The organism is Halomonas sp. PA16-9 (assembly GCF_009728585.1).
GTDB classification, from domain to species: domain Bacteria; phylum Pseudomonadota; class Gammaproteobacteria; order Pseudomonadales; family Halomonadaceae; genus Vreelandella; species Vreelandella titanicae.
In genome coordinates this window covers 355,104-381,137 of the sequence record NZ_CP040451.1, presented here as the reverse complement: position 1 = coordinate 381,137, position 26,034 = coordinate 355,104, and the positions used below count along the sequence as shown (strand labels likewise).

Annotated in this window: 28 protein-coding genes, 1 other RNA gene and 2 pseudogenes; 17 read left to right on the top strand and 14 right to left on the bottom strand. The window is 53.5% G+C overall.

Annotated elements, in window-relative coordinates; translation table 11 throughout:
- Positions 1-44: 44 nt before the first annotated feature.
- Positions 45-497 (bottom strand): ferric iron uptake transcriptional regulator, encoded by a 453-nt coding sequence (fur, locus tag FDY98_RS01810; protein WP_007111850.1) that lies wholly within the window; start codon positions 495-497, stop codon positions 45-47.
- A 72-nt stretch (positions 498-569) separates the two neighbouring features.
- On the opposite strand from fur, the gene bamE reads away from it, so the two are divergent.
- Entirely contained in the window at positions 570-1,028 is a 459-nt protein-coding gene (gene bamE / locus FDY98_RS01805; RefSeq protein WP_155705666.1) for an outer membrane protein assembly factor BamE, read from the top strand.
- Positions 1,029-1,034: 6 nt separating this feature from the next.
- Here the strand turns inward: bamE and FDY98_RS01800 are convergent, their stop codons facing one another.
- Together FDY98_RS01800 and FDY98_RS01795 are read right to left on the bottom strand one after the other, a co-directional pair.
- Positions 1,035-1,352 carry an RnfH family protein gene (locus FDY98_RS01800; RefSeq protein ID WP_022520727.1) on the bottom strand — a complete coding sequence of 106 codons (318 nt, stop codon included), beginning with the start codon at positions 1,350-1,352 and terminating at the stop codon, positions 1,035-1,037.
- Positions 1,342-1,776, bottom strand: coding sequence for a type II toxin-antitoxin system RatA family toxin (locus FDY98_RS01795; protein WP_022520728.1), 435 nt, complete (start codon positions 1,774-1,776; stop codon positions 1,342-1,344). Before FDY98_RS01795 ends, FDY98_RS01800 begins: the two co-directional genes overlap by 11 nt.
- A gap of 125 nt (positions 1,777-1,901) precedes the next feature.
- Here FDY98_RS01795 and smpB point away from each other — a divergent pair, with 125 nt between their 5' ends.
- Positions 1,902-2,393 carry an SsrA-binding protein SmpB gene (smpB, locus tag FDY98_RS01790; protein WP_008958772.1) on the top strand — a complete coding sequence of 164 codons (492 nt, stop codon included), beginning with the start codon at positions 1,902-1,904 and terminating at the stop codon, positions 2,391-2,393.
- 45 nt (positions 2,394-2,438) lie between these two features.
- Positions 2,439-2,818, top strand: a transfer-messenger RNA (tmRNA) gene (ssrA, locus tag FDY98_RS01785).
- Between the two features lie 389 nt (positions 2,819-3,207).
- On the opposite strand, the gene FDY98_RS01780 is transcribed toward ssrA, so the two are convergent.
- Complete coding sequence (locus FDY98_RS01780) at positions 3,208-3,459, bottom strand: hypothetical protein (RefSeq protein ID WP_051430632.1); 252 nt, start codon at positions 3,457-3,459, stop codon at positions 3,208-3,210.
- A 61-nt stretch (positions 3,460-3,520) separates the two neighbouring features.
- On the bottom strand, positions 3,521-4,072 hold the full coding sequence (locus FDY98_RS01775) for a Spy/CpxP family protein refolding chaperone (protein ID WP_051430633.1): 552 nt from the start codon (positions 4,070-4,072) through the stop codon (positions 3,521-3,523).
- A gap of 445 nt (positions 4,073-4,517) precedes the next feature.
- Here FDY98_RS01775 and FDY98_RS01770 point away from each other — a divergent pair, with 445 nt between their 5' ends.
- From FDY98_RS01770 to FDY98_RS01725, 11 genes and pseudogenes are all read left to right on the top strand, one after another.
- Positions 4,518-4,889, top strand: a complete 372-nt coding sequence (locus tag FDY98_RS01770) for a copper resistance CopC family protein (RefSeq protein WP_035539357.1) — start codon at positions 4,518-4,520, stop codon at positions 4,887-4,889.
- A gap of 51 nt (positions 4,890-4,940) precedes the next feature.
- Positions 4,941-5,798 (top strand): copper resistance D family protein, encoded by an 858-nt coding sequence (locus FDY98_RS01765; RefSeq protein ID WP_202606323.1) that lies wholly within the window; start codon positions 4,941-4,943, stop codon positions 5,796-5,798.
- Positions 5,799-6,058: 260 nt separating this feature from the next.
- A complete protein-coding gene (locus FDY98_RS01760) occupies positions 6,059-6,556 on the top strand; it encodes a cupredoxin domain-containing protein (protein WP_027958229.1) in 498 nt (165 codons plus the stop codon).
- A gap of 14 nt (positions 6,557-6,570) precedes the next feature.
- Positions 6,571-6,798, top strand: coding sequence for a response regulator (locus FDY98_RS29225; protein ID WP_442907940.1), 228 nt, complete (start codon positions 6,571-6,573; stop codon positions 6,796-6,798).
- Complete coding sequence (locus tag FDY98_RS01755) at positions 6,795-7,235, top strand: winged helix-turn-helix domain-containing protein (protein WP_442907939.1); 441 nt, start codon at positions 6,795-6,797, stop codon at positions 7,233-7,235. Before FDY98_RS29225 ends, FDY98_RS01755 begins: the two co-directional genes overlap by 4 nt.
- A complete protein-coding gene (locus FDY98_RS01750) occupies positions 7,222-8,556 on the top strand; it encodes an ATP-binding protein (protein WP_027958227.1) in 1,335 nt (444 codons plus the stop codon). Before FDY98_RS01755 ends, FDY98_RS01750 begins: the two co-directional genes overlap by 14 nt.
- Positions 8,557-8,624: 68 nt before the next feature.
- A pseudogene (locus FDY98_RS01745) lies at positions 8,625-10,497 on the top strand (copper resistance system multicopper oxidase).
- A 9-nt stretch (positions 10,498-10,506) separates the two neighbouring features.
- Positions 10,507-11,270: pseudogene (locus FDY98_RS01740) on the top strand (copper resistance protein B).
- 241 nt (positions 11,271-11,511) lie between these two features.
- Positions 11,512-12,558, top strand: a complete 1,047-nt coding sequence (locus FDY98_RS01735) for an APC family permease (RefSeq protein WP_340146639.1) — start codon at positions 11,512-11,514, stop codon at positions 12,556-12,558.
- A 319-nt stretch (positions 12,559-12,877) separates the two neighbouring features.
- Complete coding sequence (locus FDY98_RS01730) at positions 12,878-13,336, top strand: hypothetical protein (protein ID WP_027958223.1); 459 nt, start codon at positions 12,878-12,880, stop codon at positions 13,334-13,336.
- Positions 13,329-15,641, top strand: coding sequence for a heavy metal translocating P-type ATPase (locus FDY98_RS01725; protein WP_027958222.1), 2,313 nt, complete (start codon positions 13,329-13,331; stop codon positions 15,639-15,641). The genes FDY98_RS01730 and FDY98_RS01725 overlap by 8 nt, the downstream gene beginning before the upstream one ends.
- 520 nt (positions 15,642-16,161) lie before the next feature.
- Here FDY98_RS01725 and FDY98_RS01720 read toward each other — a convergent pair.
- A complete protein-coding gene (locus FDY98_RS01720; RefSeq protein WP_155705665.1) occupies positions 16,162-16,314 on the bottom strand; it encodes a hypothetical protein in 153 nt (50 codons plus the stop codon).
- Positions 16,315-16,688: 374 nt separating this feature from the next.
- Positions 16,689-17,054 carry a winged helix-turn-helix transcriptional regulator gene (locus FDY98_RS01715; RefSeq protein WP_027958219.1) on the bottom strand — a complete coding sequence of 122 codons (366 nt, stop codon included), beginning with the start codon at positions 17,052-17,054 and terminating at the stop codon, positions 16,689-16,691.
- Between the two features lie 93 nt (positions 17,055-17,147).
- Between FDY98_RS01715 and FDY98_RS01710 the strand changes: the two genes are divergently transcribed.
- The gene (locus tag FDY98_RS01710; RefSeq protein WP_027958218.1) at positions 17,148-17,882 is read left to right on the top strand and encodes an SDR family NAD(P)-dependent oxidoreductase; all 735 of its coding nucleotides are present in this window, start codon (positions 17,148-17,150) and stop codon (positions 17,880-17,882) included.
- A 225-nt stretch (positions 17,883-18,107) separates the two neighbouring features.
- Here the strand turns inward: FDY98_RS01710 and FDY98_RS01705 are convergent, their stop codons facing one another.
- From FDY98_RS01705 to FDY98_RS01690, 4 genes are all read right to left on the bottom strand, one after another.
- On the bottom strand, positions 18,108-18,479 hold the full coding sequence (locus FDY98_RS01705; protein ID WP_027958217.1) for a hypothetical protein: 372 nt from the start codon (positions 18,477-18,479) through the stop codon (positions 18,108-18,110).
- A gap of 104 nt (positions 18,480-18,583) precedes the next feature.
- Positions 18,584-18,934 carry a VOC family protein gene (locus FDY98_RS01700; RefSeq protein WP_027958216.1) on the bottom strand — a complete coding sequence of 117 codons (351 nt, stop codon included), beginning with the start codon at positions 18,932-18,934 and terminating at the stop codon, positions 18,584-18,586.
- A 585-nt stretch (positions 18,935-19,519) separates the two neighbouring features.
- On the bottom strand, positions 19,520-20,407 hold the full coding sequence (locus tag FDY98_RS01695; RefSeq protein WP_027958215.1) for a carbon-nitrogen hydrolase family protein: 888 nt from the start codon (positions 20,405-20,407) through the stop codon (positions 19,520-19,522).
- Positions 20,408-20,420: 13 nt separating this feature from the next.
- Positions 20,421-21,797, bottom strand: coding sequence for an APC family permease (locus tag FDY98_RS01690; RefSeq protein ID WP_027958214.1), 1,377 nt, complete (start codon positions 21,795-21,797; stop codon positions 20,421-20,423).
- Between the two features lie 260 nt (positions 21,798-22,057).
- Here FDY98_RS01690 and FDY98_RS01685 point away from each other — a divergent pair, with 260 nt between their 5' ends.
- Positions 22,058-22,864, top strand: coding sequence for a LuxR family transcriptional regulator (locus FDY98_RS01685; RefSeq protein WP_223828037.1), 807 nt, complete (start codon positions 22,058-22,060; stop codon positions 22,862-22,864).
- A gap of 48 nt (positions 22,865-22,912) precedes the next feature.
- On the opposite strand, the gene FDY98_RS01680 is transcribed toward FDY98_RS01685, so the two are convergent.
- The 3 genes from FDY98_RS01680 to FDY98_RS01670 form a co-directional block, all read right to left on the bottom strand.
- A complete protein-coding gene (locus tag FDY98_RS01680; protein WP_027958212.1) occupies positions 22,913-23,311 on the bottom strand; it encodes a lysozyme inhibitor LprI family protein in 399 nt (132 codons plus the stop codon).
- A gap of 158 nt (positions 23,312-23,469) precedes the next feature.
- Entirely contained in the window at positions 23,470-24,177 is a 708-nt protein-coding gene (locus FDY98_RS01675; RefSeq protein WP_027958211.1) for a metal-binding protein ZinT, read from the bottom strand.
- 267 nt (positions 24,178-24,444) lie between these two features.
- Complete coding sequence (locus FDY98_RS01670; RefSeq protein WP_007111857.1) at positions 24,445-24,651, bottom strand: cold-shock protein; 207 nt, start codon at positions 24,649-24,651, stop codon at positions 24,445-24,447.
- 369 nt (positions 24,652-25,020) lie between these two features.
- On the opposite strand from FDY98_RS01670, the gene FDY98_RS01665 reads away from it, so the two are divergent.
- Positions 25,021-25,977 (top strand): calcium/sodium antiporter, encoded by a 957-nt coding sequence (locus FDY98_RS01665; protein WP_009287904.1) that lies wholly within the window; start codon positions 25,021-25,023, stop codon positions 25,975-25,977.
- Positions 25,978-26,034 lie beyond the last annotated feature (57 nt).

Genomic DNA, 26,034 nt, shown 5'->3' with positions numbered 1-26,034 from the left:
CGAACCGCGATTAACGGTCTGCGACTAACAGCGACCTACGAACACTATTTCTTGTTCGTCGGCCCGCTGTCCTGGCGCGTCACGTCGGAACCGCGCGGACGTACATAGAGCACCAGAGCATGATCCACTAGTTCGTAGCCGTGCTCTTCAGCGATTTCTTGCTGACGGCGTTCAATGATTTCATCAACGAACTCAATGATTTCGCCGCTTTCAAGGCACACCATGTGGTCATGGTGATCCTCTTGGGTCATCTCGAATACCGCATGGCCTCCGTCGAAATTATGACGAATTACCAAGCCCGCTGACTCGAACTGAGTCAATACGCGGTATACGGTTGCCAAGCCAACATCTTCGCCCGCATCAATCAGTGTTTTGTACACTTCTTCCGCGCTAAGGTGGTGCTGACCCGAAACATTTTCGAGAATTTGAAGTATCTTGACGCGCGGCAGGGTCACTTTTAGACCGGCTTTGCGCAATTCATGGTTCTGATCGGCCATGGTCGCTCTTCGCAGTAACTGGTTAGGTCGGGTATGATCAACCGAAACCACGATAGTGAAGAATAGGCCCAAATGCAAAAATTGACTCAAATCATCACGCTCTCCGTTGCCCTTACTGTCATTAGCGGCTGCAGCTACGTAGGCGTGTACAAGCGCGATATTCCCCAAGGCAACCTGGTCACTCAGGAAATGGTCAGCCAGCTTCAGCCAGGCATGACCCAAGAGCAGGTGACTTACGTAATGGGCAGGCCATTGCTGGAAGCGCCCTTTGACGCCAGCCAGTGGGATTATGTGTTTCGTTTAGATAAAGCGTATGGCGATGTAGAGCAGCGTCGCGTAACGCTCACCTTCGATCCCCAGGGCCGCCTGGTGAACATTGAGCAAGAAGGGGATCTATCCAAAGAGCTACCGCTTGAAGGCGATAGCAGCATGAGGCCTGCAACGGAAGGCGTTGATCCAATGGATGCCCTCCCTACAGAGAGCACCCAGACGCGGCCACCTGAGGGCACACAGCCTGTTCAACAGCCTTAAAAGCGGTTAACGCTTCGGGTCGCTCGCTTGACGCTTGGCGCGCTCTAGGCGAGCGGCCTTGGGGTCGATCGCCAACGGCCGGTAAACTTCGACCCGATCCCCGTCGCGTAATAGATGGGTATCGGGTTCGCGTAGCGCTTTACCGAAAATGCCCAGCGGCGCCTGAGCAAAGGTTTCGCCGGGCACATCAGGAAAGAGCGTGGGCAAATCGGCCAAGGCAACGGCCTGACGTGCCGTAGTGCCCTCAGGCACGCGCAGAGCCACTATGCGCTGTTTGGAAGGCAACGCGAAGGCTACCTCAACCGCAAGCGCTTCAGCGCCCATACAGCTCGTTTGCGCGCTTGGTAAAGGCATCGACTAGCTGGCCAGCGATTTGCTGAAAGAGTTTGCCGAACGCCATACTGAGCAGCCGGTTGGCGAACTCAAACTCCATCTCAAGGCTCACCTTGCAGGCATCCTCCCCCATGGGGATAAACAGCCAGCGACCTTTAAGCCGCTTGAACGGCCCTTTTACCAGCGACAGCTCAATACGCTCGGGCGCAAAAAGTTCGTTGCGCGTGGTGATGGTTTGCTCAACACCGGCACGACCCAGGGTCATTTCGCCGATCAGATGCACATCATCATGTTCGAGCAAACGCGCCTGGCGGCAGCCTGGCAAAAACTCCGGGTAGCGTTCGAAGTCGTTAACCAGATCGAACATTTTCTGGGGGGTGTGCCGCACTAAGGCGGAACGATTGACGGTTGGCATTGACCTCTCCGCTGACTTCACAGTGCCCAAAGCGTATCATGGGAAACATTTTTCAGACCCTAAATGGTATCACGCCTCCCCAAATAACGAAGGGGAAGCCACTGACAGATTAATTATGAGGTTCCATGGCCACTAAGAAAGGTAACAGTAAGGGCCCCGGTAGCAGCGTTATTGCCCAAAACAAGAAGGCACGGTTTGAGTACCATATCGATGAGACCTTCGAGGCGGGGCTATCGCTCGCTGGCTGGGAAGTGAAGAGCTTGCGCGCCGGTAAGGCTCAGCTCACCGATACCTATATTTTGGTTCGTAACGGCGAAGCGTTTCTGCTGGGTAGTCATATCATGCCGCTGAATACTGCGAGCACACACGAGATTGCTGACCCGACGCGCACCCGCAAACTGCTGCTGCATCGCAAAGAGATCGCCAAAATCTTTTCGATCACCCAGGACAAAGGCCACACCTGTGTGCCCCTCAAGCTTTACTGGAAACGCAATAAAGTGAAGTGCGAGCTGGCGCTAGTGACCGGTAAACAGCTGCATGACAAACGCGCAACAGAAAAAGATCGCGACTGGAGCCGCCAAAAAGGTCGAATTATGCGGGAACATAACAAGGCATAACTGGTCAATCAGGTGTGAGCACGTTAGAATGCTCAACTGAAATAAGGGGGCGACATGGTTTCGACGCCGGTGACAACCCTTGCGGTGCATGCCGAGAGCGTGATGTATCTCGTAAATCCCACATCACGAAAAATAGTCGCAAATGACGAAAACTACGCTCAAGGCGCGCTAGCAGCTTAAACACTGTTAGCTTCTTGTCTGGCCCCAAGGTGATGTGCCTATTCATCGCTGAGGGGATACGAGCTAAAGCTGATAGGATCGCGTTTGGTGGTGTCTTCTCGCCAAGCGCTAAACTTTAGAAGACTCGCGTGGCTGAATCCTGATCGTCGGAGTCAGTTGCGTTAAATCAAATGACGAAATCTAAGCATGTAGAGCCAATAGGCGCGTGCTGGCGGACGCGGGTTCAATTCCCGCCGCCTCCACCACCTTACTATACAAATCAAGCACCTACGGGTGCTTTTTTTGTTTTCCCATCCCAAATACCATCCAAAGTAAAACCGGTGCCTTCCTGCTGGATTCCTATTATCTCAGTACGAAAAATACGGATGCGTAGCGTTACGGGGTGTCACGACCCACTGTTTGGCGTTGGTCCTCGGAAGGAAGACTGCCAAAGCCAATTCGCTTAAGCCCTGGCTGCACCCGCTTCGGCCAAAAGAAGACTTTCAGTTTTTTCGCATATAAGCCTAAATATTATTAAATCAGATAACCCATTAATTACTGTCTCACCTAATTTTGTAAACGCTTACCCATCATTTTAACAACGCTGATGGGAGGAAAACCTCTAGCCCTCAGGAGAGCGCTAGAGGCCACTGCTTTAGAAAACCTTATTCAGCTCCCCATAGTCCCCTCTAACACGCAACACCACGGTCACGTCGTTATCATTGCGATTATGAAAGAACCAACCTTGGTTACCGGTGAAGTCAGCTTCACGTGCGCCTTCGTCTTTGGGCAAACCACGCCCTTTCTCATCGCTGATCGAGTTGCCATTTCCGTCACAGTGGGTGTCGAAATTAAGTGGCCCACCAACGGAGGCCCAAGCGAATGTCGCGACAGCGCCTTCTTCCATTGTCAGTTTGTACTCGGTGCCCTCACCCGGCGTGAGGTGAAGTTCACTTCATCACCAAGGCTTATTGCGGGCCATGGTAGCTGCGCATGCTTCCCCTCATCTGTTCACGCTGCTCATCGGTTAGTAAGTCCTGCATCTGATTATGCATGCGCACATTATCAGCCATCATATCGCCATGAAGGTTGGCCATTTGGGCATGCAGCGCCTTTACTTCCTCTGGCTCTGGTCGCTCAGCCTGCATGATTTGCACCATGTCGTCGCGAAGGTTCATCATTTCGCCCATCCGCTCAAACTGGGCCGCGCGGTGTTCCTGACGCATCTCACGCATGGTACTCATCTGCTGCTCGTCGAGCATACCGACCATGCCGGACATAGTCCCCATGCCTCCCATCATTGGACAAGGCATCATCCCACTTTGCCCTCCCATCATCATTCCTGGGTACATGCCTTCTTGACTGCCCATCATCATGCCCGAACCCATACCGCCTTGGCCGCCCATCATATTGCCTTGACCTTGGGCGCCTTGGTTCATACCTTGAGCGAAGATGACGCTGCTTGTGACACTGAGGCTTGCAGCCAGACCAAGGGCAAAAATCACCTTGTGCTTAACCATGATATTTCCTCTCATGTTGCTGGTCGAGACATCGCCTTTTCCTACAGAAGAAGGCGGAGTTAGCTTACGTTATAAGCCTACAACCTATAGGTAGCCCAAAGGTAAAGGGGAAACCAATCCCAATACCTAAATGTTGTCACAAGTCATTTTTCCCGCCGTTTTCAGCCCTGTTTCAGGTTGGCACGTTATAAAACTGAGCCACTTCCATGAAGAAGAGCGCGTCCAAATGCCTGCTCAAATACCTCACCGCCCAAGAGGCGGAAACCCCTGAAGCCAAAGTGTTCCTGGACGCTCTCTTAGCTCCCAAAGGGCACGAAGCTATGTGCCTTGTTCGCCAAACAGGACGAATGAACGGCCTCTGAAGGCTCAACCGAATCAGTTTTAGCGCCTCCGCGATGAAGAAACGGCATCCATTCAACCCTGAAAAAACATATAAGGAATCGGCATGCAAAAGAAGACGAGATCTCTCCCGATCGTTCACGCTACCTTAGCAACACTGTTGATTTCGCTAGCAATCCCGGCACTCGCCCATGAAGGCCGCACAAGCACTTCGCCTAAGGATGGTGACACCGTTCAGGACTCCCCTGCGAAAATTGGCATTGAGTTTGGTGACGTGATGCGCATCACCCAGTTTGAGGTGACAGGCCCGAATGGCTCAGTTCCCCTTGATGGTCAGCCAGGTAGTGAACAGGTCGAACGCTACTTCGTAAAGCCCGGTGAAGTTCTTTCGGCTGGGAACTATCAGGTGCGTTGGCGAGGCCTATCGGATGACGGGCACATGATGTCCGACGGTTTTAACTTCTCGATCGAGCCCTGACCCGTGGCCTGGTGGCTCTCCGTAAATAGCCTCGACGTCTGGATCGTCACGATGACCCTCGTGGCGGCCGGGGTTTATCTTAGCGCCCTAGTCGCAACGGGAGCCGTGCTGTTTCGCCTAGCGTTTCCGCAACTCCCTGATCACGACCGGAGGCGCGTTGTCCGCATGGGTGTCTTCGCTGCTTGGTCGGGGGTTACCCTGGTTCTGTTCCAGTGGCCTTTGCAAGCCGGATACCTTGGGGGCGGCAATGTGGCTGCTGCAACCAACCCGATGCTGCTCGGGATCGTGTTCGAGGGTGCGCCCGGGACGCGGCTGATACTGGCCGTTACTGGCTTGCTGCTGGTCCAGGCGATTCAGCTCAATAACTTACTACTCTCGAAAACAGCCAATAGCTTGAGCCTAGTAGGCGTGTTACTGGTGATGTTAGCGTTCGTGCAGGTGGGACATACAGTGAACACCCCACGCCTCGTCCTGTCTGGTTTGCTGATCTTTCACTTGATGGCAGCGGCATTCTGGGTGGCCTCACTGTGGCCGCTGTTCCACTTAGTGGGGCGACGTCACAACCAGGGCAATAGCGCCCGCATTCTGACTCGTTTCGGGCAAATCGCCATGGGCGGGGTTGGCTTGTTGGTGCTGACGGGCGTCACTTTGGCCACGCTGCTTACGGGCGGTCTCACGCCGCTGCTCACCACGGCATATGGACAGCTCTTGATCGGCAAGGTATTGATTGTCGCGGTGCTACTGTTATTTGCTGCCGCGAACAAGTGCCGACTTGTACCGGCCTTTGAGAGCGGCGACGCTACAGCCCCACGACGTTTACAGCGCAGTATTGCTCTGGAGATGGTACTGGTCGCAGTTATACTGCTGATCACTGCGGTGCTGACAAGGGTCACATCACCGAATGGTTAAGGAAAGGACATCCCCCTGGTTAGTTAAGCGTCCAGCTTAATAGCTATAAGCAACGCTCTCCGGAAGGCAAGGCCGATACCATCCGCGCGCTGCAAGCGATGCACGACAGGTCATTGAGGCGATGGACGTGACACTAATCCGCAGCGAGCTCACCGCTGTAGTGAAGGTGTCCTAAGGCAACTAACACTCAATGACATGAGGTTCAGGCTCATTTCAGGTTGGTACGCTATAACGCTTAGGTACACCACTAAGAGGTAAACATGATGCGCAAGACCTACCTGACCTACAGTCTACTGACAATATCACTCTGTGTTATGGGGTCCACCTCTTGGGCAGCGGGCGAACATGATGGTTCTCTCAATGACGCGAGCTCTGCCGATGTTGATCGCACTATTAGCTTTGAAGCAGGCGATATGTGGTTTGATCCTGAAGACATCCAAGTTACCGCCGGTGAGACCATTAAATTTGAAATTTCCAACACCGGTAATCTTGAGCATGAGTTCGTGATAGGTGATAAAGCCGCCCAGGAAGAGCACCGTAAGATGATGCAAGAAATGAGTGGTGGTCATGGTGAAGGTCATGGCGGACACGACATGGCGGAAGGTGCGCATGGCGGGCAAATGCCGTCTATCACCATCGGGGGAGGTGAAACCAAAACGCTGGTATGGACGGCTTCCTCAGATGTTGACAGTCTGGAGTACGCCTGCAATATCCCTGGTCATTATGAATCAGGAATGTATGGTGATATTAACTTTTAACGCGATATCAGCTTATGAAACTGTTGCTTCTGGAAGATGATGACCTGTTAGCCGAGAGCCTAGCTGAAAGTCTGAAAGACAACGGTTACCTCGTCGATGTAGCCGCCTCTGTCAAGGCGGCTGCGTCGTTTATGGCAACCGAAGAGTACGAGCTTGTCATCCTAGATATTGGGTTACCCGATGGCTCGGGGCTTGAACTATCACCCAGTGGCGTAAACAAAAACGTACTACTCCTGTTTTGATACTCACCGCGCGCGATACGTGGGAAGACAAGGTAGTTGGCTTGGAAACCGGGGCCGACGACTACCTCACTAAACCCTTTCACGAAGCCGAACTGATGGCACGCCTAAAGGCACTACTGCGCAGGCGGTCTGGCCAGCTATCCCAAGTCATCACTCTCAACGGTGTCTCCTTGGATGAAGCGAGCCAACGTGTTTGCAGCGAAGAATCAGCATGGCGTTCGCTTACTGCCACCGAGTTTCGGCTACTGCGTTACCTGATGCTTCACCCCGATCGCATTCACTCCAAGGAGCGACTGCTAGAACAGCTTTACGCGTTGGAGCAAGACGCCGCCGCACCTAACCTTGTTGAGGTATACGTGGCGCGTCTGCGCCGTTACCTTGGCAAGTCGATCATCCAGACGCGCCGCGGCCAGGGGTATATTTTTGTTTCACGTTGATAAACGCAGCTTACGGTTTCGTCTACTAGCTTGGCTGGGCGGCGTCGCGTTGCTGGTTGTTGGCTTGACATGGTTGCTGCACGGCGTGTTTCTGCAAAAGCTTGCTAAGGATTTTCTTGGTGAACGCCTCAAGCGTGAAGCCGTACATGCTGTATCACAGTTAGAAAATGACCGGTTGGCAATGCCCATATCGCTCGTCTCGACTAGCAAAACTTACCAAGTATTTCATCACCTTTACGTACTACGTCTCAATGGTGAGACCAGCGCCTCAGACCCAGAGTGGCAGAGACAGCTCGCAATGTTACTGAACGAAGAAGGTAATGCGCTCATCGAGGTCAAGCGTGGCAAGCGCCATTTGCTGGTGTATCGCCAGCATTTCGAGTGGCAGGACAGCACCGGCGTATTGCTGATTGGTGAGGATTTTTCTCAGGTAGAAAATGGGCTAGCCACGTTGCACTGGTGGGTAGGCGGTATTGCTGCAGGCTTACTTTCGGTTCTGGTCGCGCTCAACATGTTGGCCGTTAACCGTGGTTTGCAGCCCCTGTGGCAGTTGCGTGATCAGCTTGAAGCCCTGCAAGCAGGCGAGCGTCAGCGACTCTCTCTGAACGCGCCCGCCGAGCTAGATGGCTTGGTCGCGCAGCTCAATCGCTTTATGGATGACATCGACCTACGTTTGCAACGCTCACGGGAGTCAGTTGCCAACCTTTCTCATGCGCTTAAAACACCGTTGGCGGCGATCACCCAAGTGCTCAGGGGCAGCCGGCCAATTGACGACAGCCGCCGCCATAAGCTTCTGATGCGGCTAGAAGATATCAACGTACAATTGGATGCCGAGCTTCGCCGTGCGCGTATCGCAGGCCCTCATGCGGGGCGTTTGACCCACCTCATCCGCGACAGTCAACGCCTAATGAGCATGTTCCGTAGTCTCTACCCTCAGCAGGCGTTCGAACTAACGCAGGCAATTAATCAGCGTGACCAGGTCCCTATTGATGCCCACGATTACTCCGAAATATTGGGCATTGTGCTGGATAACGCTGGCAAATGGGCCAAACAAGAGATTTGTTGCCATATCAACGTTACGCCACAAACGCTCATGCTAACTGTTGATGATGACGGTCCCGGCGTCGCGGAAAGCGACATACCTCGTTTAGGTGAGCGTGGCACTCGGCTGGATGAACGCCATCCCGGTTACGGCCTGGGGCTTGCTATTTTGACGCAGCTGGTAGAACGCTATCACGGTCACTGCCAGTTTGAGCGCAGCCCACTGGGTGGTCTGCGGGTTATCACCACGCTCCCATTAACGGCAGTGACATCCGCTTAACTGTTTTTCAGCGTTGATTCAGCTTGCTCCCCCAAGATGATGATATTCATCAGCGATGGGAGCTTTATATGACGCGTTCGAACATCATCACCCACCCACTCTCACGTCGCCAGGTGTTGAAAGGCGGCGCGGCGCTAGGGTTAGGTTCCGCCGCAGCAATGGGCTTAAGCCCCGTCTGGGCCAACCCCTGGGGGCGTACAAACGTCTATTCCAAAGGCGTGGAAGAAGGCCCGGTGGTATCGCTGGCCATCCGGCGTGAATCCATTCCGATTGATGGCCAGGAAGCGAGCACTTTTAGTATCAACGGCACCAGCCCCGGCCCGTTGATTCGCCTGAAGGAAGGCCAGGACGCAGTGCTGCGCGTCACCAATCTGCTCGATGAGTCCACCTCCATTCACTGGCACGGCTTAATTCTGCCCCCGGAAATGGATGGGGTACCAAGGGTAAGCTTTGCTGGCATTGCGCCCGGTGAAACCTTCACCTACCGTTTCCCTGTGCGCCAGAATGGCACCTACTGGTATCACAGCCACTCCGGCATGCAGGAGCAGCTAGGCCACGTGGGGCCGCTGATTATCGACGCCGCCGAGCGCGAAACCTTCCGCTATGACCGCGAGCACGTGATACTGCTCACCGACTGGACCTTTGAAGACCCCATGTCGGTGTTTCGCAACCTGAAAACCATGGAGGGCTACTACAACTTCCAGGAACGCACGGTTGCCGATTTCTTCGCCGATGTACGGCAAAACGGCTTGGCCCCCACCGCCGAGATGCGCGGCATGTGGGCCAAAATGCGTATGAGTTCGCGGGACATCGCGGATGTCACTGGCAGCACCTACACCTACCTACTCAACGGCCATTCCCCTGAGGAAAACTGGAGCGCGCTGTTCAAGCCGGGCGAACGTGTACGACTGCGAGTGATCAACGGCTCGGCAATGTCCTACTTTGATGTACGTATACCCGGCCTCAAAATGACCGTAGTGGCCGCCGACGGCCAACCGGTTCAGCCCGTACCTGTCGATGAGTTCCGAATCGGCGTTGCCGAAACCTACGACGTTTTGGTGTCACCCGAAGACGATCAGGCCTACACCATCTTCGCCGAATCCATGGATCGCAGCGGCTACGCTCGCGCCACTTTAGCCCCGCGCGAAGGCATGCAGGCGGAGATTCCGGACCGTCGCCAAATTGCTGACCGCGGTATGGAAGCCATGGGTGCCCACGGCATGACCAGCATGGATCATTCCACTATGGAAGGAATGGACCATTCGGGCATGTCGAACATGCAGGGGATGGACCACGCCAGCATGGAAGAAATGGATCACTCGGCTATGTCAAATATGGAGGGTATGGATCATTCCAACATGGAAGGAATAGACCATTCGGATATGTCGGGTATGAACAACATGGATCACTCCAATGGCATGGCCGGAGAGCAGCGCAACATGCTCGCAAGCGGTATGTTGGCAGCTGGCGACGCCCAGCCGGGCTCACGCTATGGTCAAGTGGGCATAGGCATTGACCCCGATGAGCGTCGTGTTCTGGTTTACCGAGACTTGAAGGCCTTCACGCCATGGCCCGACCGCCGCGAGCCCAGACGCGAGCTTGAACTGCACCTCACCGGCAACATGGAACGCTACATGTGGTCGTTCGACGGCAAGAAGTTTAGCGAAGTAACTGGGCCAATTCACTTCGAGAAAGACGAGCGGCTGCGCTTAATACTGATCAACGACACCATGATGGAACACCCCATTCACCTACACGGCATGTGGATGGAGCTGGAAAACGGTCAGGGTGAGCTGATTCCGCGTAAACACCCTGAATGTTAAGCCCGGCGAGCGGGTTTCGGCGCTGATCACGGCAGATGCCGAAGGCAGTTGGGCCTTCCATTGCCATCTGCTTTATCACATGGATGCTGGCATGTTCCGCGTTGTTCAGGTTTCTTAAGGAGGCAGTATGAAAGCCAAGTTCTACTTCACTGGCATTAGCTTAGCGTTTGCCATGACCACCGCTGCCCAGGCGGAAGATGGTTACGACGCGCCGAATGATTGGCCAGCCCCGATGATGGAACACAATATGGGGATGGCGCTCTTTGATCGCCTTGAATATAGCGTACCCGACAACGGCGAAGAGGCCGTTGTGTGGGACTTTCAAGGCTGGTACGGCGGTGATATTAATCGTGTATACCTTAAGTCGGAAGGCGAGAACGTCCAGGGCGACGGCGAGGATGCCGAGTTCGAATCCCTTGAACTGCTCTACAGCCCCTGGTTGCCGACTTTTGGGAGTTACAGGGCGGCGTGGGTTATCAGGGTGGCGTCTTTTCCGATGACCACGCCGAGCGCACCTATGGCGTGGTGGGCCTGCAAGGGGTGATGCCCTACGGCATCGAAACCGATGTCGCCCTACAGCTGAGCGATGACGGCGATCTAGCCGCCAGCTTTGAGGGCGAATACGACTTGCGCCTGACGCAACGCCTTTATCTTCAACCACGTACTGAAATTGCCGTTGCTGCCAGTGAAGTCGAGGAGTTTGGTGTGGGCGAGGGGCTCAACTCAGTGCGTGTGGGGATGCGTCTCGGCTACGAGGTCACCCGCCGCTTCGCTCCGTACGTGGGCGCTTACTGGGTAAAAGAGTATGGCGATACCGCCGACCTTTCTCGTGCTAGTGGAGATAGTAGCGAAGACACCGGTGTGGTTGCGGGTGTCAGGTTAATGTTTTAAATCGTTAAGCACTTTATAACTCGCGCCACCGGAAGGTGGCGTTTTTACAGCAACAAGACTGGCTGGTTTAAAGTAAAAGCTACTTGCCTGTGGCCCCGCAAAATCAGCCCTTCCGTGAGCCATTTGCCATGTGGCTGCACATAGGTTCTATCTTTAATATCTATAACATCAAAAAATATTGCGCAGGAGTCTTTGGCAGCCAAGGCTGCTGTCGTTGCCATTAATATAAGGAATCGTTTTCATGGCTGATCAGGATAGAACGCCACAATACAAAGAAAACAGTCTTTCGTTGATCGGTGCCGTTGCATTAGGCACTGGCGTGATGATTGGGGCCGGTATCTTTGCGCTAACCGGCCAAATGGCCGAAATGACTGGCCGGCTATTCCCTCTGGCCTTTCTGGCCGCTGCCGTCATTGTCTCTTTCAGCGCTTACTCTTACGTTAAAATGTCCAATACCTTCCCTTCGGCAGGTGGGATTGGCATGTATTTACAGAAAGCGTACGGCCCGACGCTTCCCACCGCTTTTCACGCACTCCTGATGTATTTTTCCATGGTAATCGCACAGAGTTTTCTAGCGAGAACGTTTGGCTCTTATACGCTTGAGCTGTTTGACCTGGGGGATCGTTCGCTATTTGTGCCCCTACTCGGGGTTGGCTTACTGCTTACAGCCTTTTTGATTAATTTATCCGCCAACCGCTTGATCGAAGGTGTCGCCTCGGTGCTCGGATTTATCAAAATAGGCGGCATTATCGTATTTGGCATTGTCGGCGTGTTTATCGCCGACTCCATCGAAATGGGCTCTGGCAATGATGCACCAACGCCTACGATAACGGGTTTTTTAGGTGCTACGGCGCTCGGCATACTGGCATTTAAAGGCTTCACGACGATTACCAATAGTGGTTCGGAGCTTAAAGACCCTAAGAGGAATCTTGGCAAAGCTATCACAATCTCGATTGCGCTATGCGTGGTGATCTATGCCCTTGTCGGTTTTGCCGTTGCCAGTAACCTGTCATTGGCTGAAATTATCGAAACACAGGATTATTCCCTAGCAGCCGCTGCCCGGCCCGCACTGGGTGAAGCGGCAGTTGCGTTTACCGTCATTCTCGCCATGTTGGCAACGGCGGGCGGTATCATCGCCAGTGTTTTTGCCGTTTCACGCATGCTCGCCATGCTGACAGAAATGAAGTTGGTTCCCCACCGCCATTTTCATATGCCGGGCAGTGTGCAAAAGCACACACTAGTGTACACAATCGTGTTTGGCTTAGTGCTCACCGCTTTTTTGACCTGAGCCGCATCGCAGCATTAGGCATCATTTTCTACCTGATCATGGATATGGCCATTCACTGGGGCGTGCTTCGCCACCTCAAGGATAGTGTGGGGCAAATCCTGTTGTTCCTAGTATTGCCATACTGCTGGATGCCGTCGTGTTAATCGGCTTTGTTTGGGTAAAAGCCACCTCTGATCCGTTAGTGCTCATCGTTGCCAGCGTAGTAATGGCTAGTCTTTTACTCGGAGAGTGGCTTTTCCTATCCAAACGCGACACCTCAGATAAAAACGAACCTTCGCACCACTCTCATTAATATTAAACGTGCTATAGGAGCTACCCCATGGAAGTTAGAACGTTTGGCGAATTGATTGATTGGACGCGTCAACTGCATGAACATCTTGCAGCTTGTCTTGCTCATTGCGCCGATCAACACCAAGAAGAACGCGCTCGCATTTTGCTCAATTACTTAGCTGCACAGGAAGCGGAAATGCAGCGCGTTGTAGCGCGCTTTGAACAGACTGCTGACGCAAAAGCATTAAAAACCTACGCTTATGACTATTTGGAGCATAAACCTATCCGTACGCATCGTACTTGCGATGCTCCCTACTCTACGCTAAGTGTTGACGACATTTGCCGAGAGGTTTTTGATTTCCATGAACAAACGATAAACCTTTATCGAACCCTCGTTGGCAAAGCGGAAATTCCTGAGGCTAAAGAGCTCTTAGATTCCCTTTTGGAACTTGAGGAGCACGAAGCCATGCGCCTTGTTCGCCAAACGGGGAGAATGAACGATGTCTGAAGACCATGCCGAAACGAAGGTGAAAGACCCTGTTTGTGGCATGGACGTTGATCCCCATGCTACTCACCACCGTGCCAATCACGCGGGTAAGACCTGGTACTTCTGCTCAGAAAAGTGTCAGGAAAAGTTTGTTGCCAAGCCTGATGCGTATCTTGAGCCAAGCAAACAGTCACAAGCGTCAGCACCCTCGGGATCTATTTATACTTGCCCGATGCACCCAGAAGTTCGACGAGAAGGCCCAGGCGACTGCCCAATCTGCGGCATGGCGTTGGAACCTGAGACTGTGTCTGCCGACACCGGCCCTTCGGACGAACTCAAGGACATGACCCGGCGTTTCTGGATCGGCCTCGTACTGACCCTGCCCGTGTTTGCCCTAGAAATGGGTGGCCACGTGTTTGGCCTTATGCATTTTATTTCCCAGCAAACCTCTAACTGGGTTCAACTGCTGCTGGCAACGCCGGTAGTCGTCTGGGCAGGTTGGCCATTCTTTATACGCGGATGGCGTTCGTTAGTGCATCGCAGCCTTAATATGTTCACGCTAATCGCGATCGGTACCGGCACCGCGTTGATCTACAGTTTGCTGGCCACCCTCACACCGGGCATCTTTCCCGATGCCTTTCGTCAAGCCGATGGCTCAGTGGCCGTTTATTTTGAAGCGGCAGCAGTGATTGTCGTTTTAGTTTTACTAGGACAAGTATTAGAGCTACGCGCTCGTGAAAAAACCTCTGGCGCTATTCGCGCTCTGCTCGACCTAGCGCCCGCTACCGCTCGACGCCTTGATGATCAGGGCAATGAGGAAGATATCTCCCTTGACCAGGTTCAGGTAGGGGACCGTCTCCGGGTGCGCCCCGGCGATAAGGTGCCATTAGATGGCGAAGTGATGGAAGGTCGCTCCAACGTTGACGAATCCATGGTTACCGGCGAACCACTAGCGGTGAAAAAGGAAGTCGGCGATGGCGTCATTGGCGGCAGTATCAATGGTCAAGGATCCTTTGTCATGCGCGCTGACAAGGTGGGCCAGGACACCATGCTGTCGCAGATTGTGCAAATGGTCGCCAGCGCCCAGCGCAGCCGCGCACCCATTCAAGGGCTTGCCGACAAAGTCGCCAGCATCTTTGTACCCGTCGTTATTCTCATTGCCGTTGTGGCTTTCATCGCCTGGTCATTGTGGGGCCCTACCCCGCCGATGGCGTTTGGCCTGATTGCGGCGGTTAGTGTTCTGATCATTGCCTGCCCGTGCGCGCTAGGCCTCGCTACCCCCATGTCGATTATGGTGGGTGTAGGGCGCGGTGCCCAGTTAGGTGTGTTGATCCGCGACGCCGAAGCTCTTGAACGTCTAGAGAAGGTCGACACCGTCGTCGTCGACAAAACCGGCACGCTTACCGAAGGCAAACCTCGAGTGACCGAGTTGATTCTCACTGAGGGCATTGCTGAATCGGAGCTTTTGCGCTTGGCAGCTAGTCTTGAGCGAGGCAGCGAGCATCCCTTGGCCCATGCGATAGTCGAAAAGGCTAAAGAGGCAGAGGTAAAATTAACAGAAGCATTAGACTTCGAGGCTCCCAACGGCATGGGCGTTATAGGCCAGATAGATGGCAAGCGTATTGCCCTGGGCAATCGGCTCTTGATGGAAAGCGAAGGCGTTAACACCCAGTCTCAAGACACACATGCCGATCAATTGCGCAGTGACGGTGCTACAGTCATCTTTGCGAGCATCGACGGGAATTTGGCTGGTCTTCTCGCCATTGCCGATCCGGTCAAGGAAACCACCGAAGAAGCCATCCGCTCACTACAGGCTGACGGTATTCGAGTGGTGATGCTGACAGGCGATAATCGTACCTCCGCAGAAGCTGTGGCGCGTCGGCTAGGCATTGATGAGGTCGAAGCTGAAGTACTTCCAGAAGACAAGGGCCGGGTGATTCAGCGTCTCCGCGATGAAGGGCGCATTGTTGTCATGGCCGGCGACGGCGTGAATGATGCCCCCGCGCTGGCAACAGCAGATGTCGGCATTGCTATGGGAACCGGCACCGATGTGGCGATAGAAAGTGCTGGAATTACCCTACTGCGTGGGGATCTTACCGGTATTGCCACGGCAAACCAGCTTTCAAAAGCCACCATGCGCAATATCCGCCAAAATCTGTTTTTTGCTTTTGCCTACAATGCGGCGGGTATTCCCATTGCTGCTGGAATCTTGTACCCCTTCACCGGCATTCTGTTATCGCCAATAATTGCTGCAGCAGCGATGTCACTCTCTTCAGTAAGCGTTATCGGCAATGCTTTGCGACTTAGGATGATAGTTATTAAGTAAAATATCTAAGTGACTAAATCGGAGATAAATCGCGCAGGCGTGCACTGTGGATATTATCCACAGTGCACTAACCCGAACATTTTGATCTCAACATTTTCCTCAAATGGGTTGTTTGTCATGACATCATGGACAACCCAAACTGACGAACTGCACGGTAAAAATTTTAAGGCCTATCAAGCAGCTGACATAATAATTTTGAGCCTTAATTAACTTTTCTTTACAGAGTTAAAGTAACGAATGGCCGCTTTGGGTCCTGGCCGTGTGAAAACAGAAAAAATCTGGTCTGACTCAAGAACCTTCACCCTTTATTCGTGAGCCTCGTTTTCATTCCGCCTTATCTCCCGCACGTTGGCCTTTCTACGACTTAATAATCATCACATCCACCCCGGCACCTAGAATACTTCAAAGCGATCTCTTGGTTGATAAGGCTCGTAATGCCGCCAGGGGAAGCACTTTCGGTAGGCGGCCACTCGCCCTGCCCAAATGTGACACTTCTACCAGCGTCATCCTCGAAAACGAACTATAAGTCGTCTGTCGTCTCGCGCAATTCTGCCAGCTCCGGCGTCATGCGGACGGCAAGTTGGCCATCGTCTTGGCGTATTATGGCGCGGGCAATGACCGGAGTGATCTGCTCATCGACGTACGGGCCACCACTGTGGATGCGGATTGTCACAGCAAGAAGGATGGCGAACGAGACCATCAGCGTAGCCAGATGGAAGACCAGGACTGCTCGCACGTATCGCAGGAACGAGGGACAGCCCCGTCCGGCAGGGTGCGGTCTAGCAAGACCAGGTCGAAGGAAGCAAGCATCAACGCCTCGCGCGCGGTGGTCAACCGGGCCCGCAAGGGATATGGTGTCCGGTTGACCGCCTGGTTATGGGCCCGTTCACCCATTGTTTTGGCACCCGATACCGGATGCCGACTCCTTGATACTTTGCACCAACAGAACCCATGGCGCTACGAACCAGAACACTGAATGTGCAGGTTTACCCGGAGGACTCGCCGGATGGCATGATTGGGTGCCTGTCCACCAACCGGCTTCGCTTCCTACCGGCTAGTTTTCCGGCGCTCCATCGCTGCGGCGATGCTCTCTTCGTTCTCCTCGCCCCAGCCGCAAAGCGGCTCCATGGCCCGCACCAGACTTGCCCCGAAGGGCGTCAGCGAGTAGTCGACGCGCAGCGGGATCTCCCCATAGTCGGTTCGCTGGACGATGCCGTCGGACTCCAGCTCCTTCAACTGCTGGATCAACATTTTGTCGCTCACGCCTCGGACGCTTCGCTTGAGCTCGCCGTAACGCGTCGGGCCCTTGTTTAAAAAGAACAGAATCAAAGGCTTCCACTTCCCGGAGATCACGTGCAGCGTCGCATGCAGGCCGCAAATGAAACGTGGGTTTTCTGAGTTTTCTTTCGCCATAACGGATACTTACCAAAAGGTGCATACTTGAACATTTGTAAGTGGGTATATACCGTAAAAGCGAACCGAGTCAATACACACGGAGACCCAACCATGAGCCGGCTAAACGGTAAAATCGCACTGATCACAGGCGGAGCCAGCGGCATCGGCCTGGCCTCGGCCCAACGCCTCATCGACGAAGGCGCCTTCGTCTTTATCGCCGGACGGCGCCAGGACGTCCTCGACAACGCGGCTGAGGCACTGGGATCCAGCGCCCAGGGCGTCCAGGCGGATGTGACAAAGCCAGAGGATCTCGACCGCGTCTTCGAAACGATCCAGAAAGAAAAAGGACACCTGGACGTACTGGTAGCCAACGCGGGCGTCGGCGAATTCGCCAGCCTGGGACAGATCACCGAGGAGCACTACGACTACATCTTCGACATCAACGTCAAAGGCACCCTCTTCACCGTCCAGAAGGCCCTTCCCCTGATGACGAACGGCGGCTCCATCATCCTCACCGGTTCCACGGTCGGCAGCATGGGCACCCCCGCGATGAGCATCTACAGCGCCTCCAAGGCGGCCGTCCGAAACCTGGTGCGCAGTTGGGCCCATGATCTCAGGGGCACCGGCATTCGCGTGAACGTCATGTCTCCTGGCCCGACCAAAACAGACAAGCTGACGGAACTGCTCCCATCCGAAGCCCTGAGCGAGATGAAACGGACCGTACCGCTTGAGCGTCTGGGCGATCCCAAAGAAACCGCAGGCGCGGTCGCGTTCCTGGCGTCCGACGATAGCAGCTTTATGACGGGGAGCGAGGTGTTCGTTGACGGGGGCTACGCGCAGGTTTAGGGGCTAGGCGAAGAACGGGAGGCAATGAACCAAAAGGGGTCAGATAGATTTTAAATCAGTCAGCTTGGTTAAAAACAAATCAACCTGCCCCATTTACATGGATCAAAATAAAATCGATCTGACCCCTTTAATTTTGGTTTCCCTTACACATAATGCCGCCAACACTCGCGGCTTTGTAATGGAGGCGAAGCCGGGATGAAAAAGCCGTCGCCGTGCTTGGCATTGTTATGTGATGACTGCAATGAAGCCCCCAAGAATAGTTGCGAGCAGCGCCAAAATACTAAGTTGATGGCGGCGCTGGATTGCCCCCCAACCGGAATCGGTTAGCTTCCAAATTGGCCCAGAGGAACTAAACATAGGGCCATCCGGTAATGAGCCATCATTCCCCAACTTTCCCTTTGGCACGGAATTCTGAAGAGGCTCAACCCAGCCGCGCATGTAGCAAGTTTTAAGAAGCGCGTCCGTCTCTTCATTGTCTTCAACTGCACACTCTATAACCCACACATTACCAGGCTGCAAAACCATTCCTACGCGTTGCTTTGCTAAGCGTTTAAGAAGCCTATGAATCCGTATGTTATAAGCTATCAGCTCAAGCATGATACTCTTGAATCACATAACGCAGAGCGCACCGGTGGCCTTGGCGCAGCGAAGCGGAGACAAGGGCATCCAAGTGATGTGCATTGTTAGAGAATCCTTGAGGATTACTCGTGCTGTAAGACATTAATGAGCTTCCCGAATGGATCTCGTACATAAAACCGGCGGACACCCCATGGCTCACTTACTGGTCCGTACTCTATTGCAATATTTCCGCCTGTCACTCTCTCCAAAGCAACCTCCAAGTTATCGACTTCTATAGAGAGATCAGGGACTGGCGTGCCAGAGCCACCTTCCGACGCCACGCTTACCTGAGTGGTCATTTCCTCGCCCGAGCTATAGGTCCTTATCCACCCATGATCCATCACAACCTTGAGCCCAAAGATGTCCGCATAGAACCTCTCTGCTTCTGATGGGCTAGCTGCCGCGATATTGGAGACTATGCGTTTTACTATCATTCTGGCTCCAAAAGGTTGAACTCAACTCGCTCTAACAGATATTAGACTGCCCACCCTATGATTGGATAAACGTGCCGGCACGTTTATCCGACAAATGCAGCCTACAAAATCCACTCTAAGTCATTGATAGACATGATTGCTAATTTTCATTAGGCCGAATATCCAAAATTCGCACGCCTGCTGCATTGCCAGGCACCTCCGCACCTCCGCCTTGGGCGGTTACCTGTCTTACTGCTTTAACTGATCCACCTACCCAATCCAGATTAGCACAGTGTGCTTAGGACAGCTGATGATCTTAAGTTTCGGCTTTCAACGCCGACGCTGTCAGGTAAGCAGGAGCTGCTAGGGATAAAAAAAGCTCTCAGTAAACGCGATATCCGCGCCCATTCGTTGCCCTTGCGAGGACGCAAACGGGTTGGGATATTCAGACGCAGATGCGGGAAGAAGTAACGTTAACGCTGGGCGGGTTAGCTGCTCAGCTATCTCAGCAATTAACTGATTGCAGGCAATAGCCATCACCTGGGTGATGGCATAGTTGCACGGGATGGGGATAACGCGGGGTTGGAGAGATTGGTGGTCGGCTGCTTACCGCTTTCCCCTCCACTTACGTGGATCAATGCGGCCTTCATACATGGGTAATTCCAGCACTGGGTCATCGTCTCGGAACTGAGACCACATGCGGTTCAAGCCTGCAGTGCCGAAGGTACGCACCCGCTCAACCTCCTCCAGGTTGAGTACATCGGTAAGAATGCCCGGGGTAGCGCCGGACATCCTCGCGCGGATGCGGCCTTCGGGATCGACAATCAAACTCTGACCTTCCCCCGCAGGCGCTGCTGAATTGGCGCTCACCATATACACCTGGTTGAAAATAGCATTGGCCTGCACAAGGATTTGCTCCTGAGCGCGGTCGCAGGTGGTGGTGGCCACTTGGTTGATGATCACCTCCGCCCCCAGCCACGCTAGCTGACGCACCATCTCAGGAAACCAGATGTCGTAGCAGATGGCCAGGCCGACCCGGCCTATGCCCGGCACTTCGAACACCTCAAAGCGATCTCCCGGCTGATAGGGCTCGTAAGGCCGCCAGGGGAAACACTTACGGTAGGCGACCACTCGCTCACCTTCGGGCGAATACACCGGCGCGGTGTTGTACAGGTGCCCGTCCTCTCCCCGCTCGCATACTGTGCCAGGCAGCAGCCATACCCCCAGGTTCCGGGCGATACGTGATAAGTGCTGATGGCGAGGGCCATCGATCGGTTCAGCCGCGGCTTCCAGTTGCTCCCTGCGCTGCTGAGGCGTACCCGTGGCACCGCATAAATGGAGCTCTGGATAAACCACCATCCTTGGCTGTTCAAAATCAGCACCGAAATCGCTCAGATGTACCGCCAGCTCGGCCTCGAAGTCCAGCAGTTCGGAGTCAATGCCGTGCTGCCGCGAGGCTTCCTGCACAACAAGGACAGGCAAATTTCTGGACATAGTGGATCTCCGTTTAAAGGGTCGCTTTTACTGAGGTGGGCGCTGTCTCGGGCTCGGATTCATCAAAGGCCACTTCCGGCGGTTCGCGACGGAAGAATCGGGTCAGGTAGGCCAGCTGGGCGAGACCGATGGAAAGCCAGATCAGGCCAAGAATAAAGGCGTTGATATCCAGTTTACTCATCAGCCAAAGGTTAACCAGGGCACCGATGAGCGGCACCAGCATCCCTCTAATCACACCATACTGGCGCTTTGCATCGGCGTCTTTGCTGACCAGAAATATCACTGACAGGTTCACCATCGTGAAGGCGATAAAGGCACCGAAGTTGATAAACGAGGCGGCAGATAACACATCAAGGAACAAGGCAATGATGCCGATAGCACCCGTGAGGACGATGTTGAACACTGGCGTATGGAAACGCGAGTGCAGCGCACCGAACAGCTTCGGCGGCAGTACCGCGTCCCGCCCCATGGCAAACAGCAGCCGAGAGGCACTCGCTTGGGCGGCCAGGCCAGACGTGAATTGGGCAAGCACCATACCGGCCAGAAAGATAGCTCCGAAGAGATCCGCACCGATGGTTGTAGCAATCTCGAAGGCAGCGGAGTCAGCGTTTACGAAACTGCCACCTGGGTGAACCAGTTGAGTTGTGTAACCTACCAGCACGTAGATACCGCCCCCGATCAGTGCAGTCAGCATGATGGCTCTGGGAATATTACGCTTTGGCTCGATGGTCTCCTCGGTCAGCGTGGTGACGGCATCGAAGCCAAGAAAAGAGTAAGCGGCCACCGCGGCGCCCGCAGCAATCGCGGTAAAACCAGCCTCTTCACCCAAGAACGGCCCCAGGCTAAAAAGCGAATCAGTGCCACCGGTCGCAAATACGTGACGAATTGAAAGCAGTACGAAGAACGCGATCACCAGTATTTGGAAGACCATCAGCAACGAATTCACTTTGGAAGCAAGCTTGATGCCGTAGATATTCAAGAAGGTGGTGATACCGATGAAGCCGAGCAGGAATATCCAGCTCGGCACTTCAGGAAAACGCGCGTTCAAATAAGCAGCGCCGATCAACCAAATCACCATCGGCAGGAAGAAATAGTCCAGCAGCACGCTCCACCCCACCATAAAGCCAACACGCGAGTCGATGGCTCTGCGTGCGTAAGTATAGGCAGACCCGGCTACCGGATAAGTACGCGCCATAATGCCGTAGCTGTATGCCGTGAATAGCATGGCAACGGTAGTGATGAGGTAAGCAGTGGGTACTGCGCCATTGCTAGTGCTGGCAATCACACCGAAAGTGCCCAGCACGATCAATGGCGTCATGTAGGCAAGGCCAAACAACACCACGGCTTTTAGGGATAGGGTTCTTTCCAGTTTTATATTGTTATCCGTCATGATCCATCTCCAGGAAACGTTGGAACCGACAGCGGGCAATCGCTGAGTCGGCACAAAACGAAGAGGTGGTTTATCAAGCCAGCCGCCGAGGCTAGACCAGCTTGCTACCGTTAATGATCGGCTAATAACCCTCAGTTGCTGGCGTTGCAGCTGTCCAGCTAGACTGAGATGCTTAGTAGCCAACCTATCTAGAACGGTATTGGCAGCTCATCGGATCGTATATAACCCCAGCGTGGTATGGGCCTGCGGATGTGGAATTGGTGACTCATAGCGAAATTGACGAAGTACTGGCCAATACCCTCATGGCGTTGGCGACCCCTGCGTTGCCTCAACACTTCTCCACATTGGTGAAACGTCTAGCGGCATTCGATAACTTGATCATCATCGCTTATCACGGCGAACACCGGCCAGCGGTGCTCTATCGGGAATACACCGACCCTGTCGTTTATCTACCGATGGATAGCCAATATCTAGGGGGAGATTACCTGCTGGATCCGTTTTACCGCGAGCACCTCAGAGGCGGTGTTCAGGGTATACGCCGATTGAGGGATATAGCGCCCGATCACTTTCGACGCACGCATTACTATAAGAATTACTACCAGCAGACCACACTACTGGATGAAGTAGCGGTTTTCGCTAATATCACTGAGAGTGATACGATAACCGCTTGTTTCGGTAGGGATCGTTCCAGTGGTAAGCCCTTTAACAGGCGTGAGCTTGAGGTTCTGCAACAGTACGAGTTAACCCTCAGCTCGTTGCTGAAAAAACACTGGCAAGATTACCGCTCTGACGATGTGATGAAAGCGGCACCAGCCCCTTTAGAGGAACGCCTGAGAGAGACGCTGAATCAGCAACACAGCATCCGGCTAAGCCCGCGCCAGGCAGAGGTGGCGCTGTTTATTCTAAGAGGCCACTCATCCCTATCGATCAGCCTACACCTGGGCGTCAGCCTTCAGACAGTTAAGGTCTTCCGCCGCCAACTCTACGCCAAGTGCTGCATCTCCTCCCAGGCGGAGCTGTTCGCGCTGCTTATGCCGCTGTTCGCTCGGCTGACCGAGCACGGATGACACCTTTACCTCGGGGCAACGGTTTGCATTCTAGCGCTTGACCGCCGTTTACCGAGAGCAGCTGAGATCGCCCTCTTCACAACTAGCATGCTCACGCAGTTGCTCGGTACGTTCCGCTGTCAGCGTTTCCAGACAGCCGTTACGCACCATGGGTTGGGCGCTACCGCCTTCCACAGCACTACTTTCAAACGCGCACTCAGCATCACGAAAGCCGATCCACGCCCGCTGCGCCGCTCTGAGCTTTTCGAGTGACGCTGAATTGTCCTCCAGACGGCTAACGACGGTTTGGTAAACCGCGTTGAGCTCGTCATCCGCCGCTTGATAGGCCTGCGCCGTGCACTGGTTTAGCTCGGTTTGCGTATTGGCGCTAGCACACGAATCATCCGCGGTAGCAAAGCTATTTGATAGCAAAAACCCGACACTCAGAAAGAGAGACGATAAGCGCATAGTGACACCTCTTGATGCTGGTTAAATCCGAACCGGAAAAAGTTAGAACATGTCCACGAAGCTGTATTTACCCTGTACTAATAAAGCAAAGCGCTGGCATCTCGGCCAGCGCTTTCTAGGTACACATCAAAAGATGTTTTTCGCTTAGGCGGTAACCGCTAGTGCGCAATCATTTCTTCGACAATCTCTTCACCGCTCAACTCGTATGGGTAATAAGTCGGCCAGTTGGTAACTTCTTCTAACAGCGCCTCACGGTCATCGCCCCAATAGAGATGGAAGTGATGTGCATCGGTGGGGTAAATACTGTGGTCACTAAATTGGATGTATTGGGGTAGATCATCGGATGCTTCTTCAAGCGCGTAGATGAACCGCACACCCCGGTTACCGGCTTGGTAAGTTAAAATTTCATAGCCGTCGTATTGGTATTCACCCGTGCGCTCTTGGCCATTTTCAAAGAAAGTGACGTCGCTTCCATCAATAACGATACGCTCTACATCCGTTTGGTAACCGGTATCGTAATACGCTTTGTACTCTTCGGCCGTCTTGTCGCCATTTTCTGCTTTATGCGCAAACACTTCGTCAAGGGTGCCATCTTGTAGGTAGGGATAAACGGACTGCCAATCACCCTCCCAGTCAGATAGCGCACGATCCTCTACCTGCTCATCATCAAAATAGCCTGAATAGATATCGCTATCGTGGTCGTGGTCGTGGTCGTGGTCGTGGTCGTGGTCGTGGTCGTGGTCGTTATGAGTATGGTCGTGATCATGCTCATGGTCATGATCGCTGGCGCTAACGCCTTGAACGCCCGTTAGTATCAGTGCACTCAATACAAGCGCGCTGGCGGCCTTAAGTGGCAATGGTGTCATATTCGGTTTTCCTTTGGCTGCTCGTGAAACAAGTCGCCAAAAAAGATACAATATAACATACCAATCAATCAAGCTCGTTTTTTACATTACGTGAATAAACACCTATAAAGCTAAGGGATTGATCGCAGAGCTTTTGCTGATCTAATAACAGGCGCAGCTGTGCTTAATGGAAAATATTTTTTGGCAGGCACAAACGCATCGGGCCCCGCCTAAGCGGGGCCCGATCATCGAATCTAAACGATTCGAGAACTTAAATAATCGCTAGGATTAAGAAAGCAGCTTAATGTTTGAAGCTTGAAGGCCTTTCTGACCTTGGGTAACGTCAAAAGAGACGTTAGCGCCTTCAGGCAGAGTTTTGAAGCCATCAGACTGAATTTCAGAAAAATGAGCAAAAACGTCATCGCTGCCGTCAGAAGGAGCAATGAAACCGAAACCTTTAGAATCGTTGAACCACTTAACTGTGCCAGTTGCCATGATATTAAATCCTTTTCGCAAGTCGCGAATTGTAGAAATCCTGGTATTACCCAGATAAATAGTGAGTAGAACAAGGAATACAATTACAGACTACCGAAAGAATTCGAATGTTTCTGGAACCATGCTTGCTTGCTAACTTACTAACTGCCGACATCCTGCCACGTGGGCAGTCGCAGGTCAAAGCCTTTGTGCTTTTTAATTTGTTGTTCTGCCTCTTATAGCCGTTTAAAAACCGCGCAAATTCGCAAAAATAGCCTTAATCTTGCCAATGAGCCAGGCACTACTAATCCGACCGCCTGGCGCGCTTTGCTTGCTCGCTAAAACCCGCTTCATTCGCGGCCTGGTGAGCATTCTGGAAGAGGTTTCAACATGCTATACGGACTTAGTTTATTGGCGGGTATCGCCCTTTTGACACTAGGAGGGGAGTCGCTTATCCGCGGCGCGGTGGCGGGTGCGCGAAGAGTCGGCGTCTCGCCACTGTTAACAGGGTTGGTGGTGGTTGGTTTTGGCACCTCGGCCCCTGAACTTGTCGTCTCGATTGATGCCGCGATTAACCAGCAGCCTGACATTGCGGTTGGCAACATCGTGGGCAGCAATATCGGCAATATCTTATTGATTCTAGGCCTATGCGCGGTTATTTGCCCAATGGTGGTTCAGCCTTTAGCACTGCGCCGGGATGGGCTGGTCGTGGTGTTGGCCAGCCTGCTGTTTATTGGGCTCTCCTTCGGCGGCGCACTGGGTCGCATCGATGCAGCAATTTTTATAGCGGGCCTGGTCGGCTATCTTGTTTGGGCCTACTTAAGTGAAAGCCGTCAGCACATTCCCGCGGCGGAAATGCACGCTTCAGAAGCGGAGGAGATGACCAAACTACCCACTACAGGCTGGATGATCGTCGTAGCGTTAGTGATTGGCTTGGGCATGCTGATTGGCGGGTCACAGCTACTCTTATATGGCGCCATTGGGTTGGCCCAGGCCATGGGCATTTCCGAAGCAGTCATCGGTTTAACCATCGTCGCCGTTGGTACCTCACTGCCGGAGATGGCCGTGTCGGTGGTTGCTGCGTTACGACGTCATGCGGATGTTGCCATCGGGAATATTCTGGGTAGCAATATTTTCAACCTGTTAGGCATCCTGGGTATCTCCGCGTTTTTACAGCCGCTACCCCTTGCGCCACGCGTGGCCCTGTTTGACCAATGGGTAATGCTGGGAGCCGCTGGCATACTGGTGCTGTTTTTGTATACCGGTATGCGCCTGTCGCGCTGGGAGGGAGCCGCACTGCTTGCAGGCTATGCCGCTTATATAGCGTTAAGCTTTACGATCTTTTGAGATGGCCTAGTCGTTGATTGCGCCGAGCCAAAAACCCATCGTTTTTGGCTCAATGAC